Origin of the sequence: Enterobacter sp. JJBC, from assembly GCF_036936505.1 — a bacterium.
Classification (GTDB): Bacteria; Pseudomonadota; Gammaproteobacteria; order Enterobacterales; family Enterobacteriaceae; genus Enterobacter; species Enterobacter hormaechei_C.
Map to the genome: position 1 here is coordinate 4267911 of NZ_CP136935.1, position 19334 is coordinate 4287244.

The window sequence follows — 19334 nt, forward strand, 5'->3', positions numbered from 1 at the left end:
GATGAAACTACTGATAGTTGAAGACGATCTGTTATTGCAGGAAGGGTTAGCGCTGGCGCTGGGCAATGAGGGCTACGCCCTGGATTGTGCCGCCACGGCCGCTGAAGCAGATGCCCTGATCCAGAGCGGTGAATACAGCCTGGTGATCCTGGATTTGGGACTGCCGGATAAAGACGGCGCGACGCTGCTCTGCCAGTGGCGTCGTCGCGGAGTGGAGAATCCCGTATTGATTCTCACCGCCCGCGATGCCATTGAAGACAGAATTAACGGGCTTGATTCTGGCGCTGACGATTATCTGGTAAAACCCTTCGCCCTTGCCGAGCTACAGGCTCGCGTACGGGCGTTGATCCGCCGCTATCAGGGCCACAGCGACAACCTGCTGACGGACGGGGATATTACCCTCAATCTGCAAACTCAGCAGGTGCTGCGCCAGTCTCAGCCTGTGGAAGTGACCCCAAAAGAGTTCGCTCTGCTGACGCGCCTGATCATGCGCAGCGGGCAGACCGTGCACCGTGAAACGCTGCAACAGGACATCTACTCCTGGCAGGACGATCCAGGATCAAACACGCTTGAAGTTCATATTCATAATCTGCGCCGCAAGCTCGGTAAAGATCGCATCAAAACCGTACGCGGCGTGGGTTACCGTCTGGAGAGCCAGAAATGAACAGTATGCGCCGGCGATTAATGGTGTTGCTGGCGGTTATTCTGCTATTTTTTCAACTCATTAGCGTAGTCTGGCTGTGGCATGAGAGCCGCGAGCAGATCGGTTTTCTGGTGAACGAAACGTTGTCCGCTAAAGCACGCAACAACCATGTCGAAAAAGAGATCCGCGAAGCCATTGCCTCCCTGCTGGTCCCTTCACTGGTGATGGTCGGTTTTACCCTGCTCTTCTCATTCTGGGCAGTCACATGGATCACCCGACCACTCAACAAACTTCGCGCCAGCCTTGCGAACCGTTCGGCGGATAATCTGACTCCCCTGCCGATGTATTCTGATATGGAAGAGATAGGCGCAGTAACCACGTCCCTCAACCAACTCCTCGCCCGGCTGGACCACACTATTCAACAGGAACGCCTGTTTACCGCCGATGCGGCACACGAGTTACGTACGCCGCTGGCGGGGATTAGGCTCCATCTGGAACTGATGGCTCAGTCCGGTTCCCCGCAGGCCACGCCACTGATAAACCGGATCGATCAGCTGATGCACACGGTGGAACAGCTGCTGATGCTGGCGCGTGCCGGACAGGCGATGGCCAGCGGCCATTACGATACCGTGAACTGGACTGAGTCGATCATTGCTCCGCTTAGCCTGGAGCATGAAGCCAAAGAGCATACGGTATTATGGCCGGCCCACAGCACGCTGACGGTACAGGGGGACGCCGTCCTGTTACGTCTGATGCTAAGGAACCTTCTGGAGAATGCCGCCCGTTACAGCCCGGCAGGCACAACCATTGAAGTGGCATTAACAGCGACGGAGGGGGGTACCCGGGTGAGCGTTACCGATCAGGGGCCGGGTATTGATGAGGCGCACCGCCAGTCGATCACCGAACCTTTCCGACGTCTCGACCAGCGCTACGGCGGCAGCGGCCTTGGGCTGAGCATCGTACAGCGTATCGTACAGCTCCATCATGGTCATTTAACGCTGGAGAACGGCGCTGAGGGCGGCCTCATCGCCAGCTGTTGGTTACCGACGAAAATAGGATAAAAAAAAGCCCCGTTAAGGGGCTTTATACAGGGGTTAGTGCTTGTAGATGAACTCGACGCCTTCTTCGTCGTCTTCATCCCAGTCATCGTCCCAGTCTTCATCATCTTCTTCCGCTTCCAGCTCTTCGAGCTGCTGGCGGTGGTAGTCATCCCACATGAATTCGACTTTTTCAGGCTGTTTCGCCTCTTCTGCCTGAACAACCGGATTCTCGATGATAAAGGTCATCACATCCCAGCAGAGATCTTTCACGCCAACCTGGCTGGCGGCAGAGATCAGATAGTACTTATCTTCCCAACCCATCGCTTCGGCAATCGCTTTAGCTTTCGCTTCAGCTTCCGCTTTGTCCATCAGGTCGATCTTGTTGAATACCAGCCAGCGCGGTTTTTGCGCCAGTTTTTCACTGTATTTCTCCAGCTCGCCGATAATGATACGAGCGTTTTCAACCGGATCGGAACCGTCGATTGGATCGATGTCGATGAGGTGCAACAGTACGCGGCAACGCTCAAGGTGCTTCAGGAAGCGAATACCCAGACCGGCGCCTTCTGCAGCCCCTTCAATCAGACCCGGGATGTCAGCGACCACGAAGCTCTTCTCGTTATCCATACGGACAACGCCCAGGCTCGGTACCAGCGTCGTAAACGGATAATCTGCCACTTTTGGTTTCGCCGCAGAGACCGCACGGATAAACGTCGATTTACCGGCGTTTGGCATGCCCAGCATCCCCACATCCGCCAGCAGCATCAGTTCCAGTTGCAGGTCGCGCTTATCACCCGGGGTACCCATGGTTTTCTGACGCGGGGTACGGTTAACGGAAGATTTGAAACGGCTGTTACCCAGACCGTGCCAGCCGCCTTTCGCCACCATCAGGCGCTGACCGTGTTTGGTCATATCACCCATGGTTTCGCCCGTACCCTGATCGATGACACGCGTACCCACCGGCACTTTGATCGTCACGTCTTTACCGCGTTTACCGGTACAGTCGCGGCTCTGGCCGTTCTGGCCACGCTCGGCGCGGAAAGATTTTTCGAAACGGTAGTCGATCAGCGTGTTGAGGTTTTCATCCGCCTCCAGCCACACGTCGCCACCGTCCCCACCGTCACCGCCATCAGGACCGCCACGAGGAATATATTTTTCACGGCGGAAGCTTACACAACCGTTACCGCCATCACCTGCCACGACCAGAATCGTCGCTTCATCAACAAACTTCATTTTACTCTCCGTAACTCATTCGCCTGAGCGGGGGACTATTACAACCGCTTCATTTTTGCGCCAACGCCCCCAGAGACGATGACCAATGGCGGAATACATCGCGCCCGCAACCACGACAAACGCACCGAGATAACCCAACAGGTTGAGCATCGGCTTGACGAAGACATCGGGCCAGGCCATTGATAATAAATCTGAAAATAACAGCGTAAACAGCGGGGTAAGCGTGATTAAGGCGCTCACCTGTGCTGCCTGCCAGCGCGCCATGGCTTCAGCCAGCGCGCCATAACCGACCAGCGTATTCAGCCCACAAAAAATGAGGCACGCCAGTTGCCAGTCGCTGAGCTGGGTAATTACACCCGGCTTCGCTAAAGGCAATAATGCCAGTGTACACAAAGTGTACAGCAAAAAGAGGATCTGCTGTGAGGCAAGACGGCGCAATAACACCTTTTGCGCGACGCCATAACTCACCCAGACCGTTGCTGCGCCCACCCCAAAAATGACACCCCAGGTGTAATCCGTCAGGCGGGTAAAAATCTCAATCAGGCTGGTGTTAAAGAACATCACCAGCCCGCAAAGCAGCATACTTGCCCCGATGATCTGCGTGCCGCGCATCTTCTCCTTGAGGATGAATACGCTGGCGACCATCATGCCGACCGGTGAAAGCTGACCAATCACCTGCGACGCTGTAGGGCTAAGATATTGCAGGGAAGAGCTGAACAGAATGAAGTTACCGAACAGACCGCCCGTCGCGATAGCCAGTAACACCAGCCAACGCGGTTTTCGAAAGATGCGCAGCGGTGGCAGCTTACCTTTGACGGCCAGAATGGCGCCCAGGCCTATGCTTGCCATCAGGAAGCGATAAAACACCACCGTCGGTGGCTCCATGACTTCCAGTACCTGCTTCATTGCAATTGGCAGCGCACCCCAGCACATTGCGGTAGTGAGCGCCAAAAGAATACCAATGCCGGCCTGCTGCTTCATGCCCGTTTTCCCTACAGAAAATTTTCCGGGTTTCCAATGTAAAAAGCCCCGCAACACGTTGCGGGGCTTTAATCCGTTACCGGACCGAGAAAACCTTACTCAGCAACGATGCTGATGTATTTACGGTTGTTCGGGCCTTTAACTTCAAATTTCACTTTACCGTCTGCTTTAGCAAACAGAGTGTGGTCACGACCGCAACCTACGTTGGTACCCGCGTGGAACTTGGTGCCACGCTGACGAACGATGATGCTACCCGCCAGAACGGATTCGCCACCGAAACGCTTAACGCCCAGGCGTTTAGCTTCTGAATCGCGACCGTTACGTGTGGAGCCGCCAGCCTTTTTATGTGCCATTTAAATCTCTCCTCAGGTCTTAGGCGCTGATGCCAGTAATTTTCACATCAGTGAACCACTGACGGTGGCCCTGCTGCTTACGATAGTGTTTACGACGACGAAACTTAACGATTTTAACTTTCTCGCCACGACCGTGAGCAACAACTTCAGCTTTGATAACGCCGCCATCAACGAAAGGAACGCCGATTTTGACTTCTTCACCGTTTGCGATCATCAGAACTTCAGCGAACTCAACAGATTCGCCAGTTGCGATGTCCAGCTTTTCCAGGCGAACGGTCTGACCTTCGCTTACTCGGTGTTGTTTACCACCACTTTGGAAAACCGCGTACATATAAACTCCGCTTCCGCGCACATCCTCGTATGATTCAGAGTGCGCTATAAATATTCACAATAGGGCGCGAATATTACGCAAAACGCGAGCCTTTGACAAGTGCTACCATCAATACATGAAGAAAAAAAACACAACACGTACGGTAACGTTTATCTGAGCCGTTTTTTCAGTACAATCAGCAATACTATTTATAAACCGAAACCCTTTGTGTACCCATCTCGTGTGGGATAAACAGGATAAAAAGCCCGGCTTTTGCGATGAATTTAGAAAAAATCAATGAGTTAACCGCGCAAGATATGGCGGGTGTGAATGCAGCAATCCTGGAGCAACTCAACTCTGACGTTCAGCTGATCAATCAGTTGGGCTATTACATCGTCAGCGGCGGCGGTAAACGTATTCGTCCGATGATTGCCATTCTGGCCGCACGCGCGGTTGGCTATCAGGGAAATGCCCATGTCACGATCGCGGCGCTGATCGAATTTATCCACACCGCCACCCTTCTTCACGACGATGTTGTGGATGAATCAGACATGCGTCGTGGCAAAGCCACCGCCAACGCCGCGTTTGGTAATGCGGCAAGCGTTCTGGTAGGCGATTTTATCTATACCCGAGCCTTCCAGATGATGACCAGCCTTGGCTCGCTGAAGGTGCTGGAAGTGATGTCAGAAGCCGTGAACGTTATCGCTGAAGGTGAAGTCCTACAGCTGATGAACGTCAACGACCCGGACATCACCGAAGAAAACTATATGCGGGTGATTTACAGCAAGACCGCACGTCTGTTCGAAGCCGCCGCGCAGTGCTCTGGCATTCTGGCTGGCTGTAGCGAAGCGGAGGAAAAAGGCCTTCAGGACTATGGCCGTTACCTCGGCACCGCGTTCCAGTTGATTGATGATTTGCTGGACTACAGCGCGGATGGCGAAACGCTCGGTAAAAACGTCGGCGATGACCTGAACGAAGGCAAGCCAACGCTGCCGCTGCTCCACGCGATGCGCAATGGTACACCAGAGCAGGCGAAAATGATCCGGGAGGCTATCGAGCAGGGAAATGGACGCCATCTTCTGGAACCGGTACTGGAAACAATGGCAATCTGCGGCTCCCTGGAATGGACGCGTCAGCGCGCTGAAGAAGAAGCGGACAAAGCCATCGCCGCTATTCAGGTCATTCCCGACAGCCCATGGCGTGATGCGCTAATCGGCCTCGCGCACATCGCCGTCCAGCGCGACCGTTAATCCCTCATCATCTCCCTGCCCCTACGCAGGGAGACTCCAGTACGCTCCAGTAAATTACATTTACGCGTAAGCCCATCGGGTTACAGGCCGTATGTATAAAGCCGTGCCTTATTCTGAATATTGCTTCTCGTAACATGAACTTTTTAGAACAGATGTTCGAAGTGAGTATAGTAATGCTGTCTTTTCACACGAAACGACGTGGACGATAACGAACACAAGGACAGCATTATGGATACAAAATTCATCGACTGGCATTCTGCTGACATTATTGCGGCACTGCGTAAAAAAGGAACTTCGCTGGCTGCCGAATCACGTCGTCATGGGCTGAGCTCGTCGACGCTGGCAAACGCCCTGACCCGCCCATGGCCGAAGGGGGAACTGATTATCGCGACGGCGCTGGATACGCATCCGTGGGTGATATGGCCGTCACGCTACCACGATCCCATCACCCATGAATTTATCGACAGAACGCGCATGATGCGCCAGAGCAAAACGAAGAAAGCGCATCAGGACTGATGCACCAGAATTGACAAGAACAGCAATCCCCCGGCCTGTTCTGGCAGGGGGGTGCCGGAATGATTACTCGCCCTTCACACGCTCGATATTTGCACCCAGCGCGCGCAGTTTATCCTCAATACGCTCGTAACCACGATCGATGTGGTAGATACGATCGACAACGGTAGTCCCTTCCGCAATACAACCTGCCAGTACGAGGCTCGCAGATGCGCGCAGATCGGTCGCCATCACCTGCGCACCGGACAGTTTTTCAACGCCGTGGCAAATTACCGTGTTGCTTTCAATCTCAGCATGCGCACCCATACGGATCAGTTCCGGTACGTGCATGAAACGGTTTTCGAAGATGGTTTCCGTGATGAAGCCCGTGCCTTCGGCCACCAGGTTCAACAGCGTGAACTGTGCCTGCATATCCGTCGGGAATGCCGGATGTGGCGCAGTACGCACGTTAACGGCTTTAGGACGCTGCCCGTGCATATCCAGGCTGATCCAGTCTTCACCGATTTCAATGTCCGCACCCGCATCGCGCAGCTTCGCCAGCACCGCATCCAGGGTATCCGGCTGGGCGTTACGGCAGACAATCTTACCGCCAGAAATGGCCGCGGCCACCAGGAAAGTGCCGGTTTCGATACGGTCTGGCAGTACGCGATACACACCGCCACCCAGACGTTCAACGCCTTCGATGGTGATACGGTCTGTGCCCTGCCCGCTGATCTTCGCTCCCAGCGCGACCAGGAAGTTCGCGGTATCCACGATCTCCGGCTCACGGGCGGCGTTTTCGATGATGGTAGTGCCTTCTGCCAGCGTAGCAGCCGACATGATGGTGACCGTTGCGCCCACGCTCACTTTGTCCATGACAATGTGCGCGCCTTTCAGACGACCATTGACGGATGCTTTAACGTAACCCTCTTCCAGCTTGATCTCCGCGCCGAGTTTTTCCAGCCCGAAGATATGCAGGTCAACGGGACGCGCGCCGATAGCGCATCCGCCCGGCAGTGAAACCTGTCCCTGACCGAAGCGCGCCACCAGCGGACCAAGCGCCCAGATGGACGCACGCATGGTTTTCACCAGCTCATACGGCGCTGAGAAGTTGTTCACGTTGCTGGCATCGATCCAGACGGAACCGTTACGCTCCACTTTGGTGCCCAACTGGCCGAGCAACTTCATGGTCGTGTCGATATCTTTCAGCTTCGGTACGTTCTGGATCTCTACCGGCTCTTCTGCGAGCAGCGCAGCGAAAAGAATGGGCAGCGCGGCGTTTTTAGCGCCAGAAATTGTGACTTCGCCCTGGAGACGCGTAGGTCCCTGTACACGAAATTTATCCATCGTTTGCTCTCTTATAAATTCAACCGTGCTGCGGGCGTTTCGCCCTCAGCTCAAAAACCGTTTAGTTTGCGATCGCGTGCCCACTCCTGTGGGGTGAACGCTTTAATCGACAGGGCGTGGATGCGGTTATCCGCAATGTATTCCATCAGCGGCGCGTACACAGCCTGCTGTTTCTTCACGCGACTCATTCCGTCGAACATCTCACCCACAGCAATAACCTGGAAGTGACTGCCATCGCCAGAGACGTGGGCTTCCTGAAGGGAGAGTGCATTCATCAGCACAGTCTGGATTTCATTATTTTCCATGGGGTCTACATCATCTGATAGTGAAAACAAGCTCAACATCTTAGAGCAAAGTGGCGCGGTCTTAAACAAGCAAAAAGCCCCGACGCGTAAACTGTCGGGGCTTTCAGAAGTAACGTACTGAAAAAATTAGCGAGGTAATACGTCTTCGGGCAAATTGTAAAGCTGTGCAAGGGTAATCACGTTATCGCTTACCCCCGTCAGGGTGACGCTACTCCCCTGCTTTTTGCCCGTGGCCACCAGGTGCGCCAGCAGGGCGATACCGGCGGTATCTACCCGCGTGACGCCATGGAGATCAATCAGCGTCACGCCCTGCATCGCGTTATGGCGAGCGTCCCACAGCGGGTTAAGCAGATCCTGATCCAGCTCTCCCGTCAGCGTCAACGTCTCGCCGTCACGCGCCCAGCTAAGCTGCTGTGACATTACTTCTTCTCGTCCAGGGTAATTTTCTGACGAGAGATGGACTGAAGCTGAGCCGTCAGGCCATCAATGCCTTTAGTGCGCAGCAGATCGCTCCACTCGTTCTGTTTAGTGGTGATCATGCTGACGCCTTCAGCGATCATGTCGTACGCCTGCCAGTTTCCGGTCTGACTGTTTTTACGCCACTGGAAGTCCAGACGAACCGGTGGACGACCGTTTGGATCGATAATCGTCACGCGAATAGGAATGATAGTGGCATCGCCCAGCGGTTGTTCAGGGGCAATCTGATAGGTCTGCCCGTGATACATCGCCAGCGCCTGGCCGTAAGCCTGTTTCAGGTATTCACGGAACGCCGCAAAGTAAGCCTCGCGCTGCGCCGGGGTCGCGTCTTTGTAGTAACGGCCCAGCACCAGTGCACCCGCGTACTTGATCTGCACATACGGCAGCAGCTCCTGATCCACCACATCACGTAGATAATCAGGGTTAGAACGGATTTTTGGCTGTTCGTTTTTAAGACGGTCGAAGGTTTTCTTCGCGGCCTCATTCATCAGTTTGTACGGGTTACTCTGATCCGCAGCGTGCGCCGCGGTAAGAGGGGCAATGACCAGCATGGCAACCATTAACAGTCGTTTAAACATGAATAACTTCTCCTGAAATTAATTCGTCGCGCCTGGCGTCGGTTCGACGTTGGTGTGGTCTTCACTCTGCGCAGGGGCATCGTCAGACTTTTTATCATCCCCTTTACTGTTGTAAAGGAACTGACCAATCATATCTTCCAGCACCATCGCTGACTTGGTATCCTGGATTACGCTACCGTCTTTAAGGATAGTCGTTCCCAGCTCAGGATCTTCAAAACCAACGTTAAGGGCCAGATATTGCTCCCCCAGCAGGCCAGAGGTGCGGATAGAAAGCGAGCTGGTGTCCGGAATGTGGTTATAGCGCTCTTCGATATCCATCGCCACGCGTGGCAGATAGGTTTTCTCATCAAGCGTAATGTCGGCGACACGTCCGATAACGACGCCACCAATACGCACCGGTGAGCGCGCTTTCAGGCCGCCGATGTTATCGAAAGTCGCGTAGATACGGTACGTCGGCTCGGCGCGAACAGAGGTGATGTCCGCCGCTCGCAGGCAGATGAACAGCGCGGCCAGCAGCGCCAGAAGCAGAAACACGCCAACCCAAATTTCATTTTTTCTCGTTTGCATGAACTCAATTCCCAAACATCAGTGCGGTGAGCACAAAATCCAGACCTAAAACGGCCAGCGACGAATGTACGACAGTACGCGTCGTTGCACGGCTAATGCCCGCCGACGTCGGAATGGCATCGTAACCATTAAACAACGCAATCCAGGTAACCGTCACAGCGAAAACCACGCTCTTGATCAGACAGTTCACCAGATCCATCCGCAGATCGATGGCGTCCTGCATGGCAGACCAGAAGAATCCGGCATCAATGCCTTTCCAGTTAACGCCAACCAGCGCGCCTCCCCAGATACCTACCGCCACAAAGAGGATAGTCAGTAACGGCAAGGAGATAACCCCGGCCCAGAAGCGCGGCGAGATCACCCGGCGCAGCGGATCGACTGCCATCATCTCCATACTGGAGAGCTGCTCGGTGGCGCGCATCAGGCCAATTTCCGCAGTCAACGCTGACCCGGCACGCCCGGCGAACAGCAGCGCGGCAACCACCGGCCCGAGTTCACGCAGCAGCGAGAGCGCCACCAGCATGCCAAGGCTGGTTTCCGCGCTGTAGGTTGTCAGTACCAGATACCCCTGCAACCCCAGCACCATGCCAATAAACAGACCCGACACGATGATGATAAGCATCGACAGCACGCCGACGTTATAAAGCTGCCGCACCAGTAACGGCGCATGCTTGCGGAACTCCGGTTTGCCGACCAGCGCGTTGAACAACATTAATCCGGCACGCCCGAACGTACTGATGGTTTTTAGGCCACGGTGTCCAAGACCCGCCAACGCATTTAACAGCATGAGTGGCTTAACTCCCTATTCCCAGTAAATCGTCATGATAGTCGCCCGCCGGATAGCGGAAAGGCACCGGCCCATCTGCGATACCGTCCAGGAACTGCCGCACGCGCGGATCGCCATTCTCCTGCAACGCCTGCGCGCTGCCGTGGGCGACGATCTTTTTGTCAGCCACAATATAGGCGTAATCAGCGATACTCAGCACTTCCGGCACGTCGTGGGAAACCACCACGCAGGTGACGCCAAGGGCGCTGTTCAGCTCCGAAATTAACTTCACCAGCACGCCCATGGTGATGGGGTCCTGCCCGACGAACGGTTCATCGAACATGATTAAATCGGGTTCCAGGGCAATAGCACGCGCCAGCGCGGCGCGGCGCGCCATCCCACCCGAGAGTTCGGACGGCATGAGTTTCGCAGCCCCCCGCAGCCCCACGGCTTCAAGCTTCATCATCACCGTGCTGTGCAACAGCGCAGGAGGAAGATGGGTGTGCTCACGCAGCGGATAGGCCACGTTGTCAAAAACGTTCATATCGGTGAACAGCGCACCCGACTGAAAGAGCATGCTCATCCGTTTGCGAACCGTGTAGAGGCGCGAGCGAGACATCGCCGGGACGTTTTCGCCGTCGAAGAGAATTTCGCCGCTGTCAGGGGGGATTTGCCCGCCGATAAGACGCAGCAACGTGGTTTTACCGATCCCTGACGGCCCCATGATGGCGGTGATTTTACCGCGCGGCACGGTCAGCGAAATATCATCAAATATTAACCGGTTGCCGCGAGAAAAACTGACGCCCCGGACATCGACTATATTCGCCATCGTTTGGCTCATTTATGGTTCCTTACTTACCTTGCTTCACGGCTGGCATGAAGCGTAAATCAGCCCTAAACCCCGCATTTTTACAGAATATTCACTATTGGGGTTAGCGAAAGCTGGCATTTGTTTTACTTTTCCGGCGCATAAAGTCAAAATTAGGAATTCGTCACGTCTCAGACTTCATCTGGCGCTAAAATTCGTGCGCAGTGGACCAGCGAGTATACCTGAAGAAAGGACTTTTGATGCTTTTAGCAACAGCACTGTTAATAATTGGTTTACTGTTGGTGGTCTACAGTGCTGACCGTTTGGTCTTTGCCGCATCCATTCTCTGTCGACTCATTGGCATGCCGCCCATCATTATCGGCATGACGGTGGTCAGTGTAGGCACATCGCTTCCTGAAATCATCGTTTCTGTTTCAGCCTCGTTGCATGGCCAGGTTGACCTCGCTATCGGCACCGCGATTGGCTCTAACATCGTCAATATCTTGCTGATTTTAGGCTTAGCCGCATTACTGCATCCATTTCGCGTACATTCCGATGTTTTGCGTCGTGAATTGCCGCTAATGTTAGTCGTCAGTCTGCTGGCGGGCTATGTGCTTTATGACGGGGTGCTGAGCGTCGGTGACGGTATATTCCTGCTCGCCCTGGCCGTGATCTGGTTGCTTTACAGCGTGAAGATCGCACGTCTGGCGGAAAAACAGGGTAACGATAGCCTCACGCGTGAGCACCTCGCCGAGCTGCCCCGGGAAGGGACCTTACCCGTCGCCCTGCTGTGGCTGGGCGTCGCGCTGATTATCATGCCAATGGCCACGCGGATGGTGGTCGATAACGCGACGGTGCTGGCGAACGCGTTTGCGATGAGCGAACTGACAATTGGTCTGACGGTCATCGCTATCGGCACCAGCCTGCCAGAGCTGGCTACCGCCATCGCCGGGGCGCGTAAAGGGGAAGATGATATCGCCATCGGCAATATCATTGGCTCGAATATTTTCAATATCGCGATCGTGACGGGGCTGCCGGCATTAATCTCACCGGGGCCGTTTAACCCTATGGTTTTCACGCGCGATTACGGTGTGATGCTGCTGGTCAGCGTGATTTTCGCCCTGCTCTGCTGGCGGCGAAAAGAGCAGATCGGCAAAGGCGCGGGCGCGCTGCTGACGGGTGGATTTATCGTATGGCTGGCGATGCTGTACTGGCTCTCGCCACTTCTCTCTGGGTAAACGGAAACGCATTATGTCGCAAATAGAATTGCAGCCGGGTTTTGACTTTCAGAAAGCAGGCAAAGACGTTCTGGAGATTGAACGTGAAGGTCTGGCGCAGTTAGATCAGTACATTAATCAGGATTTTAGTCTGGCCTGTGAGAAGATGTTCTACTGCGCCGGTAAAGTCGTGGTGATGGGGATGGGCAAATCCGGCCATATCGGGCGCAAAATGGCGGCGACCTTTGCCAGTACCGGCACGTCGTCATTCTTCGTTCATCCCGGTGAAGCCGCGCACGGTGACCTCGGCATGGTTACGCCGCAGGACGTGGTTATTGCGCTGTCCAACTCCGGGGAATCGAATGAAATCCTGGCGTTGATCCCGGTGCTGAAGCGTCTGCACGTACCGCTGATTTGCATGACCAGCCGCCCGGAAAGCAGCATGGCGCGCGCGGCGGATATTCACCTGTGCGTGAAGGTGCCTAAAGAAGCCTGCCCGCTGGGGCTGGCGCCGACCTCCAGCACAACCGCCGCGCTGGTGATGGGCGATGCCCTTGCCGTTGCGCTGCTGGAAGCCCGCGGTTTTACGCCAGAAGATTTCGCCCTGTCTCACCCCGGCGGCGCGCTCGGGCGCAAACTGCTGCTGCGGGTTAACGATATTATGCACACCGGGGATGAGATCCCGCACGTCAGCAAAGAGGCCTCTTTGCGCGACGCGTTACTGGAGATCACCCGTAAAAACCTGGGCATGACGGTTATCTGCGACGATCTGATGAAGATTCAGGGCATTTTCACCGACGGCGACCTGCGCCGGGTATTCGATATGGGTGTGGATGTCCGAACGCTGGGCATCGCTGATGTAATGACACCAGGAGGGATCCGCGTCCGTCCGGGTACGCTGGCGGTAGATGTACTGAACCTGATGCAGTCCCGTCATATTACCTCAGTGATGGTTGCCGATGGCGACCAACTGCTGGGTGTGGTACATATGCATGATCTGCTGCGCGCTGGCGTAGTGTAATGAAGGATAAGACAATGAGTAATGCGGGTGCATCCCTTGCAACCTGTTATGGCCCGGTGAGCGCCCACATGATGTCAAAGGCGGAAAATATCCGCCTGCTGATCCTCGATGTGGATGGTGTGCTCTCCGACGGTCTGATTTATATGGGCAATAACGGCGAAGAGCTGAAAGCCTTTAACGTTCGCGACGGTTACGGTATCCGCTGTGCGCTCACGTCCGGTATTGAAGTTGCAATCATCACCGGGCGGAAAGCTAAACTGGTAGAAGATCGGTGTGAAACGCTGGGCATTACGCATCTCTATCAGGGACAGTCTGATAAGATGGTAGCCTTCCGGGATTTGCTGGGAAAACTGGCCATTGCGCCAGAGAATGTGGCATACGTCGGGGATGATTTGATCGACTGGCCAGTCATGGCGGAGGTGGGTCTGAGCATCGCCGTGGCTGACGCGCACCCGCTGCTGATCCCGCGTGCTGATTACGTTACCCATATTCACGGTGGCCGTGGCGCCGTCCGTGAAGTCTGCGATCTGCTTCTGCTGGCGCAGGGCAAGCTTGATGAGGCGAAAGGGCAATCGATATGAGTAAAACCAGACGTTGGGTTATCATTCTGCTTGCGCTTGTCGCCCTGATACTGATTGGCGTAAATCTCGCTGACCGCGATGATACGCAAGCGGAAGTGGTTAACACGAGCGACCCGACCTATAAAAGCGATCACAGCGACACCGTGGTCTATAGCCCGGAAGGTGCGCTGAACTATCGCCTCGTTGCTCAGCATGTAGAATATTTTTCAGATGACGGCACCTCGTGGTTTACCCAGCCGGTCCTGACCACCTTTGATACGGACAAAGTGCCGACGTGGTCAATCAAGTCTGACCGGGCAAAACTGACAAATGACCGTATGCTTTACCTTTATGGTCACGTTGAAGTCAACGCCCTGACCGCTGACGCGCAACTGCGAAAAATTACGACGGATAACGCCCAGATCAACCTGGTCACCCAGGATGTCACGTCGCAGGATTTAGTCACCCTGTATGGCACAACATTTAATTCCAGCGGTTTAAGAATGCGCGGGAACTTACGCAGCAAAAACGCCGAGCTGATTGAAAAGGTTAGAACCTCCTATGAAATTCAAAACAAACAAACTCAGCCTTAAAGTTGTTATCGCCAGCGCGCTGCTGGCGGCCAGTCTTCCCGCGCTTGCTGTGACTGGCGACACCGAACAGCCGATTCATATTGAATCCGATACCCAGTCTCTGGATATGCAGGGTAACGTCGTCACCTTTACCGGCAACGTCGTTGTGACCCAGGGCACTATCAAAATCAACGCCGACAAAGTGGTCGTTACCCGTCCGGGCGGCGAGCAGGGGAAAGAGATTATCGATGGTTATGGCAACCCGGCCACCTTCTACCAGATGCAGGACAACGGCAAGCCGGTGAAAGGCCATGCCTCGCATATGCACTATGAACTGGCGAAGGATCTGGTCATCCTGACCGGTAATGCTTACCTGGAACAGCTGGACAGCAATATCAAAGGCGACAAGATCACTTATCTGGTGAAAGAGCAGAAAATGCAGGCCTCCAGCGAAAAAGGCAAACGCGTCACGACCGTGCTTGTGCCTTCGCAGTTGCAGGACAAGAACAACGGTCAGGCTCCGGCAAAGAAAAAGAGTAACTAATTCGTTATGGCAACTTTAACTGCAAAAAACCTCGCGAAAGCGTATAAGGGCCGCCGCGTCGTCGAAGATGTCAGTCTGACCGTCAACTCCGGCGAAATCGTGGGTTTGCTTGGCCCTAACGGGGCGGGTAAAACCACGACCTTCTACATGGTGGTGGGCATCGTCCCACGTGACGCCGGCAACATCATTATCGATGATGAAGATATCAGCCTGCTGCCGCTGCATGCCCGCGCGCGTCGTGGCATCGGCTATCTGCCGCAGGAAGCGTCTATCTTCCGCCGCTTAAGCGTGTTCGACAACCTGATGGCCGTGCTCCAGATCCGTGACGATCTGACCAGCGAGCAGCGCACTGACCGTGCGAACGAGCTGATGGAAGAGTTTCATATTGAACACCTTCGCGACAGCCTCGGTCAGGCGCTGTCCGGTGGTGAACGCCGCCGCGTTGAGATTGCGCGCGCGCTGGCAGCAAACCCGAAATTTATCCTGCTGGATGAACCGTTTGCGGGCGTTGACCCCATCTCCGTTATCGATATCAAACGTATCATTGAACACCTGCGCGACAGCGGGCTTGGCGTACTGATCACGGACCACAACGTTCGTGAAACGCTGGCGGTGTGTGAGCGCGCCTACATAGTGAGCCAGGGCCATCTGATTGCCCACGGTACGCCGCAGCAAATCCTCGAGGATGAGCATGTTAAGCGCGTGTACCTTGGGGAAGACTTCAGACTCTGATAGGGTAGAGGTTAAGTCACGCCGAACCGGAGAAAAACGCTCTGAACATGAAGCAAGGTTTGCAATTACGGCTCAGCCAGCAACTGGCCATGACGCCGCAGCTCCAGCAGGCAATCCGTCTGTTGCAGCTGTCCACGTTAGAACTCCTGCAGGAGCTCCAGCAGGCGCTGGACAGCAATCCGCTGCTGGAGCAGACCGATCTTCATGACGAGGTAGACGCCCAGCAGACGCAGGACACAGAAACGCTCGACTCCGTAGATGCACTCGAACAGAAAGAGATGCCGGACGAACTGCCGCTGGATGCCAGCTGGGATGAAATCTACACCGCGGGTACCCCTTCCGGGACGCGTGCAGACTACCAGGACGATGAACTCCCGGTCTACCAGGGCGAAACTACCCAATCGCTTCAGGACTACCTGATGTGGCAGGTGGAGCTGACGCCTTTCTCCGATACCGATCGCGCCATTGCCACCTCGATTGTCGATGCCGTTGACGACACGGGCTATTTGACCGTGACGCTGGACGAGATTCTTGAAAGCATCGGCGATGACGAGATTGAACTGGAAGAGATCGAAGCCGTCCTGAAACGCGTTCAGCGTTTCGACCCGATTGGCGTCGCCGCGAAAGATCTGCGTGACTGCCTTCTGATCCAGCTTTCGCAGTTTGCTAAAGAGACACCGTGGATTGACGAAGCCCGGCTCATCATCAGCGATCATCTGGATCTGCTGGCGAACCACGACTTCCGCACCCTGATGCGCGTCACGCGCCTGAAAGAAGAGGTGCTGAAGGAAGCGGTGAATCTGATCCAGTCGCTCGATCCGCGTCCGGGGCAGTCGATTCAGACCAGCGAACCGGAATATGTCATTCCCGATGTGCTGGTGAGAAAACACAATGGCCGCTGGGTCGTTGAACTGAATGCCGACAGCATTCCTCGCCTGCAAATCAACCAGCAATACGCCTCCATGTGCACCAGCGCCCGTAACGACGCTGATAATCAATACATTCGCAGCAACCTTCAGGAAGCACGCTGGTTGATTAAGAGTCTGGAGAGCCGTAATGACACGCTGCTGCGCGTCAGCCGCTGTATTGTCGAACAGCAGCAGGCATTCTTTGAGCAGGGCGAAGAGTTTATGAAACCGATGGTGCTGGCGGACATAGCCCAGGCCGTCGAGATGCATGAATCAACCATTTCCCGTGTGACCACGCAGAAGTATCTGCACAGCCCACGCGGTATTTTTGAGCTTAAGTATTTCTTCTCCAGCCACGTGAACACCGAAGGCGGCGGCGAAGCCTCGTCGACGGCCATTCGCGCACTGGTGAAGAAGTTGATCGCCGCGGAGAACCCCGCGAAGCCACTCAGTGACAGTAAGTTAACCACCATGCTGTCCGATCAGGGTATTATGGTGGCACGTCGTACTGTCGCGAAGTATCGAGAGTCTTTATCCATTCCGCCGTCTAACCAGCGTAAACAACTGGTTTGACACAACCGATAAGGAAGACACTATGCAGCTCAATATCACCGGACATAACGTCGAGATTACTGAGGCTTTACGCGATTTTGTAAACACTAAGTTTGCGAAACTCGAGCAGTATTTCGAGAGGATCAACCAGGTCTATGTTGTGTTGAAAGTGGAGAAAGTGACGCATATCTCGGATGCGACCCTGCACGTCAACGGAGGGGAACTCCATGCCAGTGCGGAAGGGCAAGACATGTACGCGGCTATCGACGGCTTGATTGATAAGCTTGCGAGACAGCTCAATAAACATAAAGATAAACTGAAACAACACTAATTGTCCGGGCAGTTAACGGGTGCAGGACGGCCTGTTGTGAAACACAACAGGCCATTTGTACAGTTAGCGCTTAGGTGAAATTATGATAAACAACGATTCCGCTCTTCAACTGAGCAATGTCCTTAACCAGGATTGTACCCGCAGTGGCGTTCACTGCCAGAGCAAAAAACGTGCGCTGGAAATCATCAGTGAGCTGGCCGCAAAACAGCTGGGTCTGCCGCCGCAGATCGTGTTTGAAGCCATTCTGACTCGTGAAAAAATGGGCAGTACCGGCATCGGCAATGGCATTGCGATCCCGCATGGCAAGCTGGAAGAAGATACGCTGCGTGCCGTGGGGGTGTTTGTGCAACTGGAAACGCCTATCGCTTTTGACGCCATTGATAACCAGCCTGTGGATCTGCTCTTCGCGCTGCTGGTTCCTGCCGATCAGACCAAGACCCACCTGCACACGCTGTCGCTGGTTGCCAAACGTCTGGCGGATAAAACCATTTGTCGTCGACTGCGCTCAGCCCAAAGTGATGAAGAGCTTTATCAAATTATCACTGAAGCAGAAGGCAATCAGGATGAGGCATAATCGGGAAAGGGCCTTCAGAACGGCTGCCCTGAGGAGAAACGGAACATGGTGCTGATGATCGTCAGCGGTCGTTCGGGGTCCGGGAAGTCCGTGGCCCTGCGCGCGCTGGAAGACATGGGATTTTACTGTGTAGATAACCTGCCGGTAGTGTTGTTACCCGATCTGGCGCGGACGCTGGCGGACAGGCAAATCTCTGCCGCCGTCAGTATTGACGTGCGTAACATGCCGGAATCGCCGGAAATCTTCGAGCAGGCAATGAACAGCCTGCCGGAATGCTTCTCGCCTCAGCTCTTGTTCCTGGACGCTGACCGCAACACGCTGATCCGCCGTTACAGCGATACACGTCGTTTGCATCCGCTCTCCAGTAAAAATCTTTCGCTGGAAAGCGCCATCGATAAAGAGAGCGATCTGCTTGAGCCGCTGCGTTCGCGGGCCGACCTGATTGTCGACACCTCTGAAATGTCCGTCCACGAGCTGGCGGAAATGCTGCGTACGCGCTTACTCGGCAAGCGCGAGCGTGAACTGACGATGGTGTTTGAATCCTTCGGCTTTAAGCACGGCATACCTATCGATGCGGATTACGTTTTTGATGTGCGTTTCCTGCCGAACCCGCACTGGGATCCGAAACTGCGTCCGATGACCGGTCTGGATAAGCCGGTGGCGGCGTTCCTCGACCGACACACAGAAGTACACAATTTTATCTACCAGACGCGAAGCTACCTTGAGCTATGGTTACCTATGCTGGAAACAAACAATCGCAGCTACCTGACGGTGGCGATTGGCTGTACCGGCGGTAAACATCGTTCGGTCTACATTGCCGAACAGCTGGCCGATTACTTCCGCTCACGCGGGAAGAACGTTCAGTCCCGTCATCGCACGCTGGAAAAACGCAAAACATGACCGTAAAACAGACCGTCGAAATCACCAATAAGCTGGGCATGCATGCGCGCCCGGCGATGAAGCTGTTTGAGCTGATGCAGGGTTTTGATGCTGAGGTGCTGCTGCGCAACGACGAGGGAACCGAGGCAGAAGCCAATAGCGTGATCGCCCTGCTGATGCTGGATTCTGCCAAAGGCCGCCAGATTGAAGTTGAAGCCACCGGCCCGCAGGAAGAAGAAGCGCTGGCGGCAGTGATTGCCCTGTTTAACGCCGGGTTTGACGAAGACTAACGTTCGC

The 19334-nt window shown here is 54.8% G+C and carries 26 protein-coding genes; 15 read left to right on the forward strand and 11 right to left on the reverse strand.

Features of this window, described 5'->3' with window-relative positions:
* The first annotated feature begins 1 nt into the window (after position 1).
* On the forward strand, positions 2-664 hold the full coding sequence (gene pmrA / locus RY075_RS20500) for a two-component system response regulator PmrA (protein ID WP_003861819.1): 663 nt from the start codon (positions 2-4) through the stop codon (positions 662-664).
* On the forward strand, positions 661-1704 hold the full coding sequence (gene pmrB / locus RY075_RS20505) for a two-component system sensor histidine kinase PmrB (protein WP_003861821.1): 1044 nt from the start codon (positions 661-663) through the stop codon (positions 1702-1704). The genes pmrA and pmrB overlap by 4 nt, the downstream gene beginning before the upstream one ends.
* Positions 1705-1737: 33 nt before the next feature.
* On the opposite strand, the gene cgtA is transcribed toward pmrB, so the two are convergent.
* From cgtA to rplU, 4 genes are all read right to left on the reverse strand, one after another.
* Positions 1738-2913: an Obg family GTPase CgtA gene (gene cgtA / locus RY075_RS20510; protein WP_003861823.1), complete on the reverse strand. Its 1176-nt coding sequence runs from the start codon at positions 2911-2913 to the stop codon at positions 1738-1740.
* 15 nt (positions 2914-2928) lie between these two features.
* Positions 2929-3894 carry a DMT family transporter gene (locus RY075_RS20515; protein ID WP_003861826.1) on the reverse strand — a complete coding sequence of 322 codons (966 nt, stop codon included), beginning with the start codon at positions 3892-3894 and terminating at the stop codon, positions 2929-2931.
* A 95-nt stretch (positions 3895-3989) separates the two neighbouring features.
* A complete protein-coding gene (gene rpmA, locus RY075_RS20520) occupies positions 3990-4247 on the reverse strand; it encodes a 50S ribosomal protein L27 (RefSeq protein ID WP_003861831.1) in 258 nt (85 codons plus the stop codon).
* A gap of 19 nt (positions 4248-4266) precedes the next feature.
* Complete coding sequence (gene rplU, locus RY075_RS20525) at positions 4267-4578, reverse strand: 50S ribosomal protein L21 (protein ID WP_003025032.1); 312 nt, start codon at positions 4576-4578, stop codon at positions 4267-4269.
* A gap of 257 nt (positions 4579-4835) precedes the next feature.
* On the opposite strand from rplU, the gene ispB reads away from it, so the two are divergent.
* Positions 4836-5807, forward strand: coding sequence for an octaprenyl diphosphate synthase (gene ispB / locus RY075_RS20530; protein ID WP_003861833.1), 972 nt, complete (start codon positions 4836-4838; stop codon positions 5805-5807).
* A gap of 228 nt (positions 5808-6035) precedes the next feature.
* On the forward strand, positions 6036-6323 hold the full coding sequence (sfsB, locus tag RY075_RS20535) for a DNA-binding transcriptional regulator SfsB (RefSeq protein WP_017382732.1): 288 nt from the start codon (positions 6036-6038) through the stop codon (positions 6321-6323).
* A gap of 63 nt (positions 6324-6386) precedes the next feature.
* On the opposite strand, the gene murA is transcribed toward sfsB, so the two are convergent.
* From murA to mlaF, 7 genes are all read right to left on the reverse strand, one after another.
* A complete protein-coding gene (gene murA / locus RY075_RS20540) occupies positions 6387-7646 on the reverse strand; it encodes a UDP-N-acetylglucosamine 1-carboxyvinyltransferase (RefSeq protein ID WP_006812128.1) in 1260 nt (419 codons plus the stop codon).
* Between the two features lie 50 nt (positions 7647-7696).
* Complete coding sequence (ibaG, locus tag RY075_RS20545) at positions 7697-7951, reverse strand: BolA family iron metabolism protein IbaG (protein WP_003861840.1); 255 nt, start codon at positions 7949-7951, stop codon at positions 7697-7699.
* A 126-nt stretch (positions 7952-8077) separates the two neighbouring features.
* On the reverse strand, positions 8078-8371 hold the full coding sequence (gene mlaB / locus RY075_RS20550) for a lipid asymmetry maintenance protein MlaB (RefSeq protein WP_003861843.1): 294 nt from the start codon (positions 8369-8371) through the stop codon (positions 8078-8080).
* The gene (gene mlaC / locus RY075_RS20555; RefSeq protein ID WP_003861845.1) at positions 8371-9006 is read right to left on the reverse strand and encodes a phospholipid-binding protein MlaC; all 636 of its coding nucleotides are present in this window, start codon (positions 9004-9006) and stop codon (positions 8371-8373) included. The genes mlaB and mlaC overlap by 1 nt, the downstream gene beginning before the upstream one ends.
* An 18-nt stretch (positions 9007-9024) precedes the next feature.
* On the reverse strand, positions 9025-9573 hold the full coding sequence (gene mlaD / locus RY075_RS20560; protein ID WP_003861847.1) for an outer membrane lipid asymmetry maintenance protein MlaD: 549 nt from the start codon (positions 9571-9573) through the stop codon (positions 9025-9027).
* 4 nt (positions 9574-9577) lie between these two features.
* A complete protein-coding gene (gene mlaE / locus RY075_RS20565) occupies positions 9578-10360 on the reverse strand; it encodes a lipid asymmetry maintenance ABC transporter permease subunit MlaE (RefSeq protein ID WP_003861848.1) in 783 nt (260 codons plus the stop codon).
* Between the two features lie 7 nt (positions 10361-10367).
* Complete coding sequence (mlaF, locus tag RY075_RS20570; RefSeq protein ID WP_003861850.1) at positions 10368-11180, reverse strand: phospholipid ABC transporter ATP-binding protein MlaF; 813 nt, start codon at positions 11178-11180, stop codon at positions 10368-10370.
* Positions 11181-11407: 227 nt separating this feature from the next.
* Between mlaF and RY075_RS20575 the strand changes: the two genes are divergently transcribed.
* From RY075_RS20575 to npr, 11 genes are all read left to right on the forward strand, one after another.
* Positions 11408-12385 (forward strand): calcium/sodium antiporter, encoded by a 978-nt coding sequence (locus RY075_RS20575; RefSeq protein WP_003861852.1) that lies wholly within the window; start codon positions 11408-11410, stop codon positions 12383-12385.
* A 13-nt stretch (positions 12386-12398) separates the two neighbouring features.
* On the forward strand, positions 12399-13385 hold the full coding sequence (gene kdsD / locus RY075_RS20580) for an arabinose-5-phosphate isomerase KdsD (protein WP_003861853.1): 987 nt from the start codon (positions 12399-12401) through the stop codon (positions 13383-13385).
* A gap of 14 nt (positions 13386-13399) precedes the next feature.
* Positions 13400-13966: a 3-deoxy-manno-octulosonate-8-phosphatase KdsC gene (gene kdsC / locus RY075_RS20585; protein WP_003861856.1), complete on the forward strand. Its 567-nt coding sequence runs from the start codon at positions 13400-13402 to the stop codon at positions 13964-13966.
* Positions 13963-14538 carry an LPS export ABC transporter periplasmic protein LptC gene (gene lptC / locus RY075_RS20590; RefSeq protein ID WP_003861858.1) on the forward strand — a complete coding sequence of 192 codons (576 nt, stop codon included), beginning with the start codon at positions 13963-13965 and terminating at the stop codon, positions 14536-14538. Before kdsC ends, lptC begins: the two co-directional genes overlap by 4 nt.
* Positions 14507-15061 carry a lipopolysaccharide ABC transporter substrate-binding protein LptA gene (gene lptA, locus RY075_RS20595; RefSeq protein WP_003861860.1) on the forward strand — a complete coding sequence of 185 codons (555 nt, stop codon included), beginning with the start codon at positions 14507-14509 and terminating at the stop codon, positions 15059-15061. Before lptC ends, lptA begins: the two co-directional genes overlap by 32 nt.
* A 6-nt stretch (positions 15062-15067) precedes the next feature.
* Positions 15068-15793, forward strand: a complete 726-nt coding sequence (lptB, locus tag RY075_RS20600) for an LPS export ABC transporter ATP-binding protein (RefSeq protein ID WP_003861862.1) — start codon at positions 15068-15070, stop codon at positions 15791-15793.
* A gap of 47 nt (positions 15794-15840) precedes the next feature.
* Complete coding sequence (gene rpoN / locus RY075_RS20605) at positions 15841-17274, forward strand: RNA polymerase factor sigma-54 (RefSeq protein WP_232967669.1); 1434 nt, start codon at positions 15841-15843, stop codon at positions 17272-17274.
* Positions 17275-17296: 22 nt separating this feature from the next.
* A complete protein-coding gene (hpf, locus tag RY075_RS20610; protein ID WP_003861866.1) occupies positions 17297-17584 on the forward strand; it encodes a ribosome hibernation promoting factor in 288 nt (95 codons plus the stop codon).
* An 82-nt stretch (positions 17585-17666) separates the two neighbouring features.
* A complete protein-coding gene (ptsN, locus tag RY075_RS20615) occupies positions 17667-18158 on the forward strand; it encodes a PTS IIA-like nitrogen regulatory protein PtsN (protein ID WP_003861869.1) in 492 nt (163 codons plus the stop codon).
* Between the two features lie 45 nt (positions 18159-18203).
* Positions 18204-19058, forward strand: coding sequence for an RNase adapter RapZ (gene rapZ / locus RY075_RS20620; protein WP_003861870.1), 855 nt, complete (start codon positions 18204-18206; stop codon positions 19056-19058).
* Positions 19055-19327 carry a PTS phosphocarrier protein NPr gene (gene npr, locus RY075_RS20625; RefSeq protein ID WP_003861872.1) on the forward strand — a complete coding sequence of 91 codons (273 nt, stop codon included), beginning with the start codon at positions 19055-19057 and terminating at the stop codon, positions 19325-19327. Before rapZ ends, npr begins: the two co-directional genes overlap by 4 nt.
* Positions 19328-19334 lie beyond the last annotated feature (7 nt).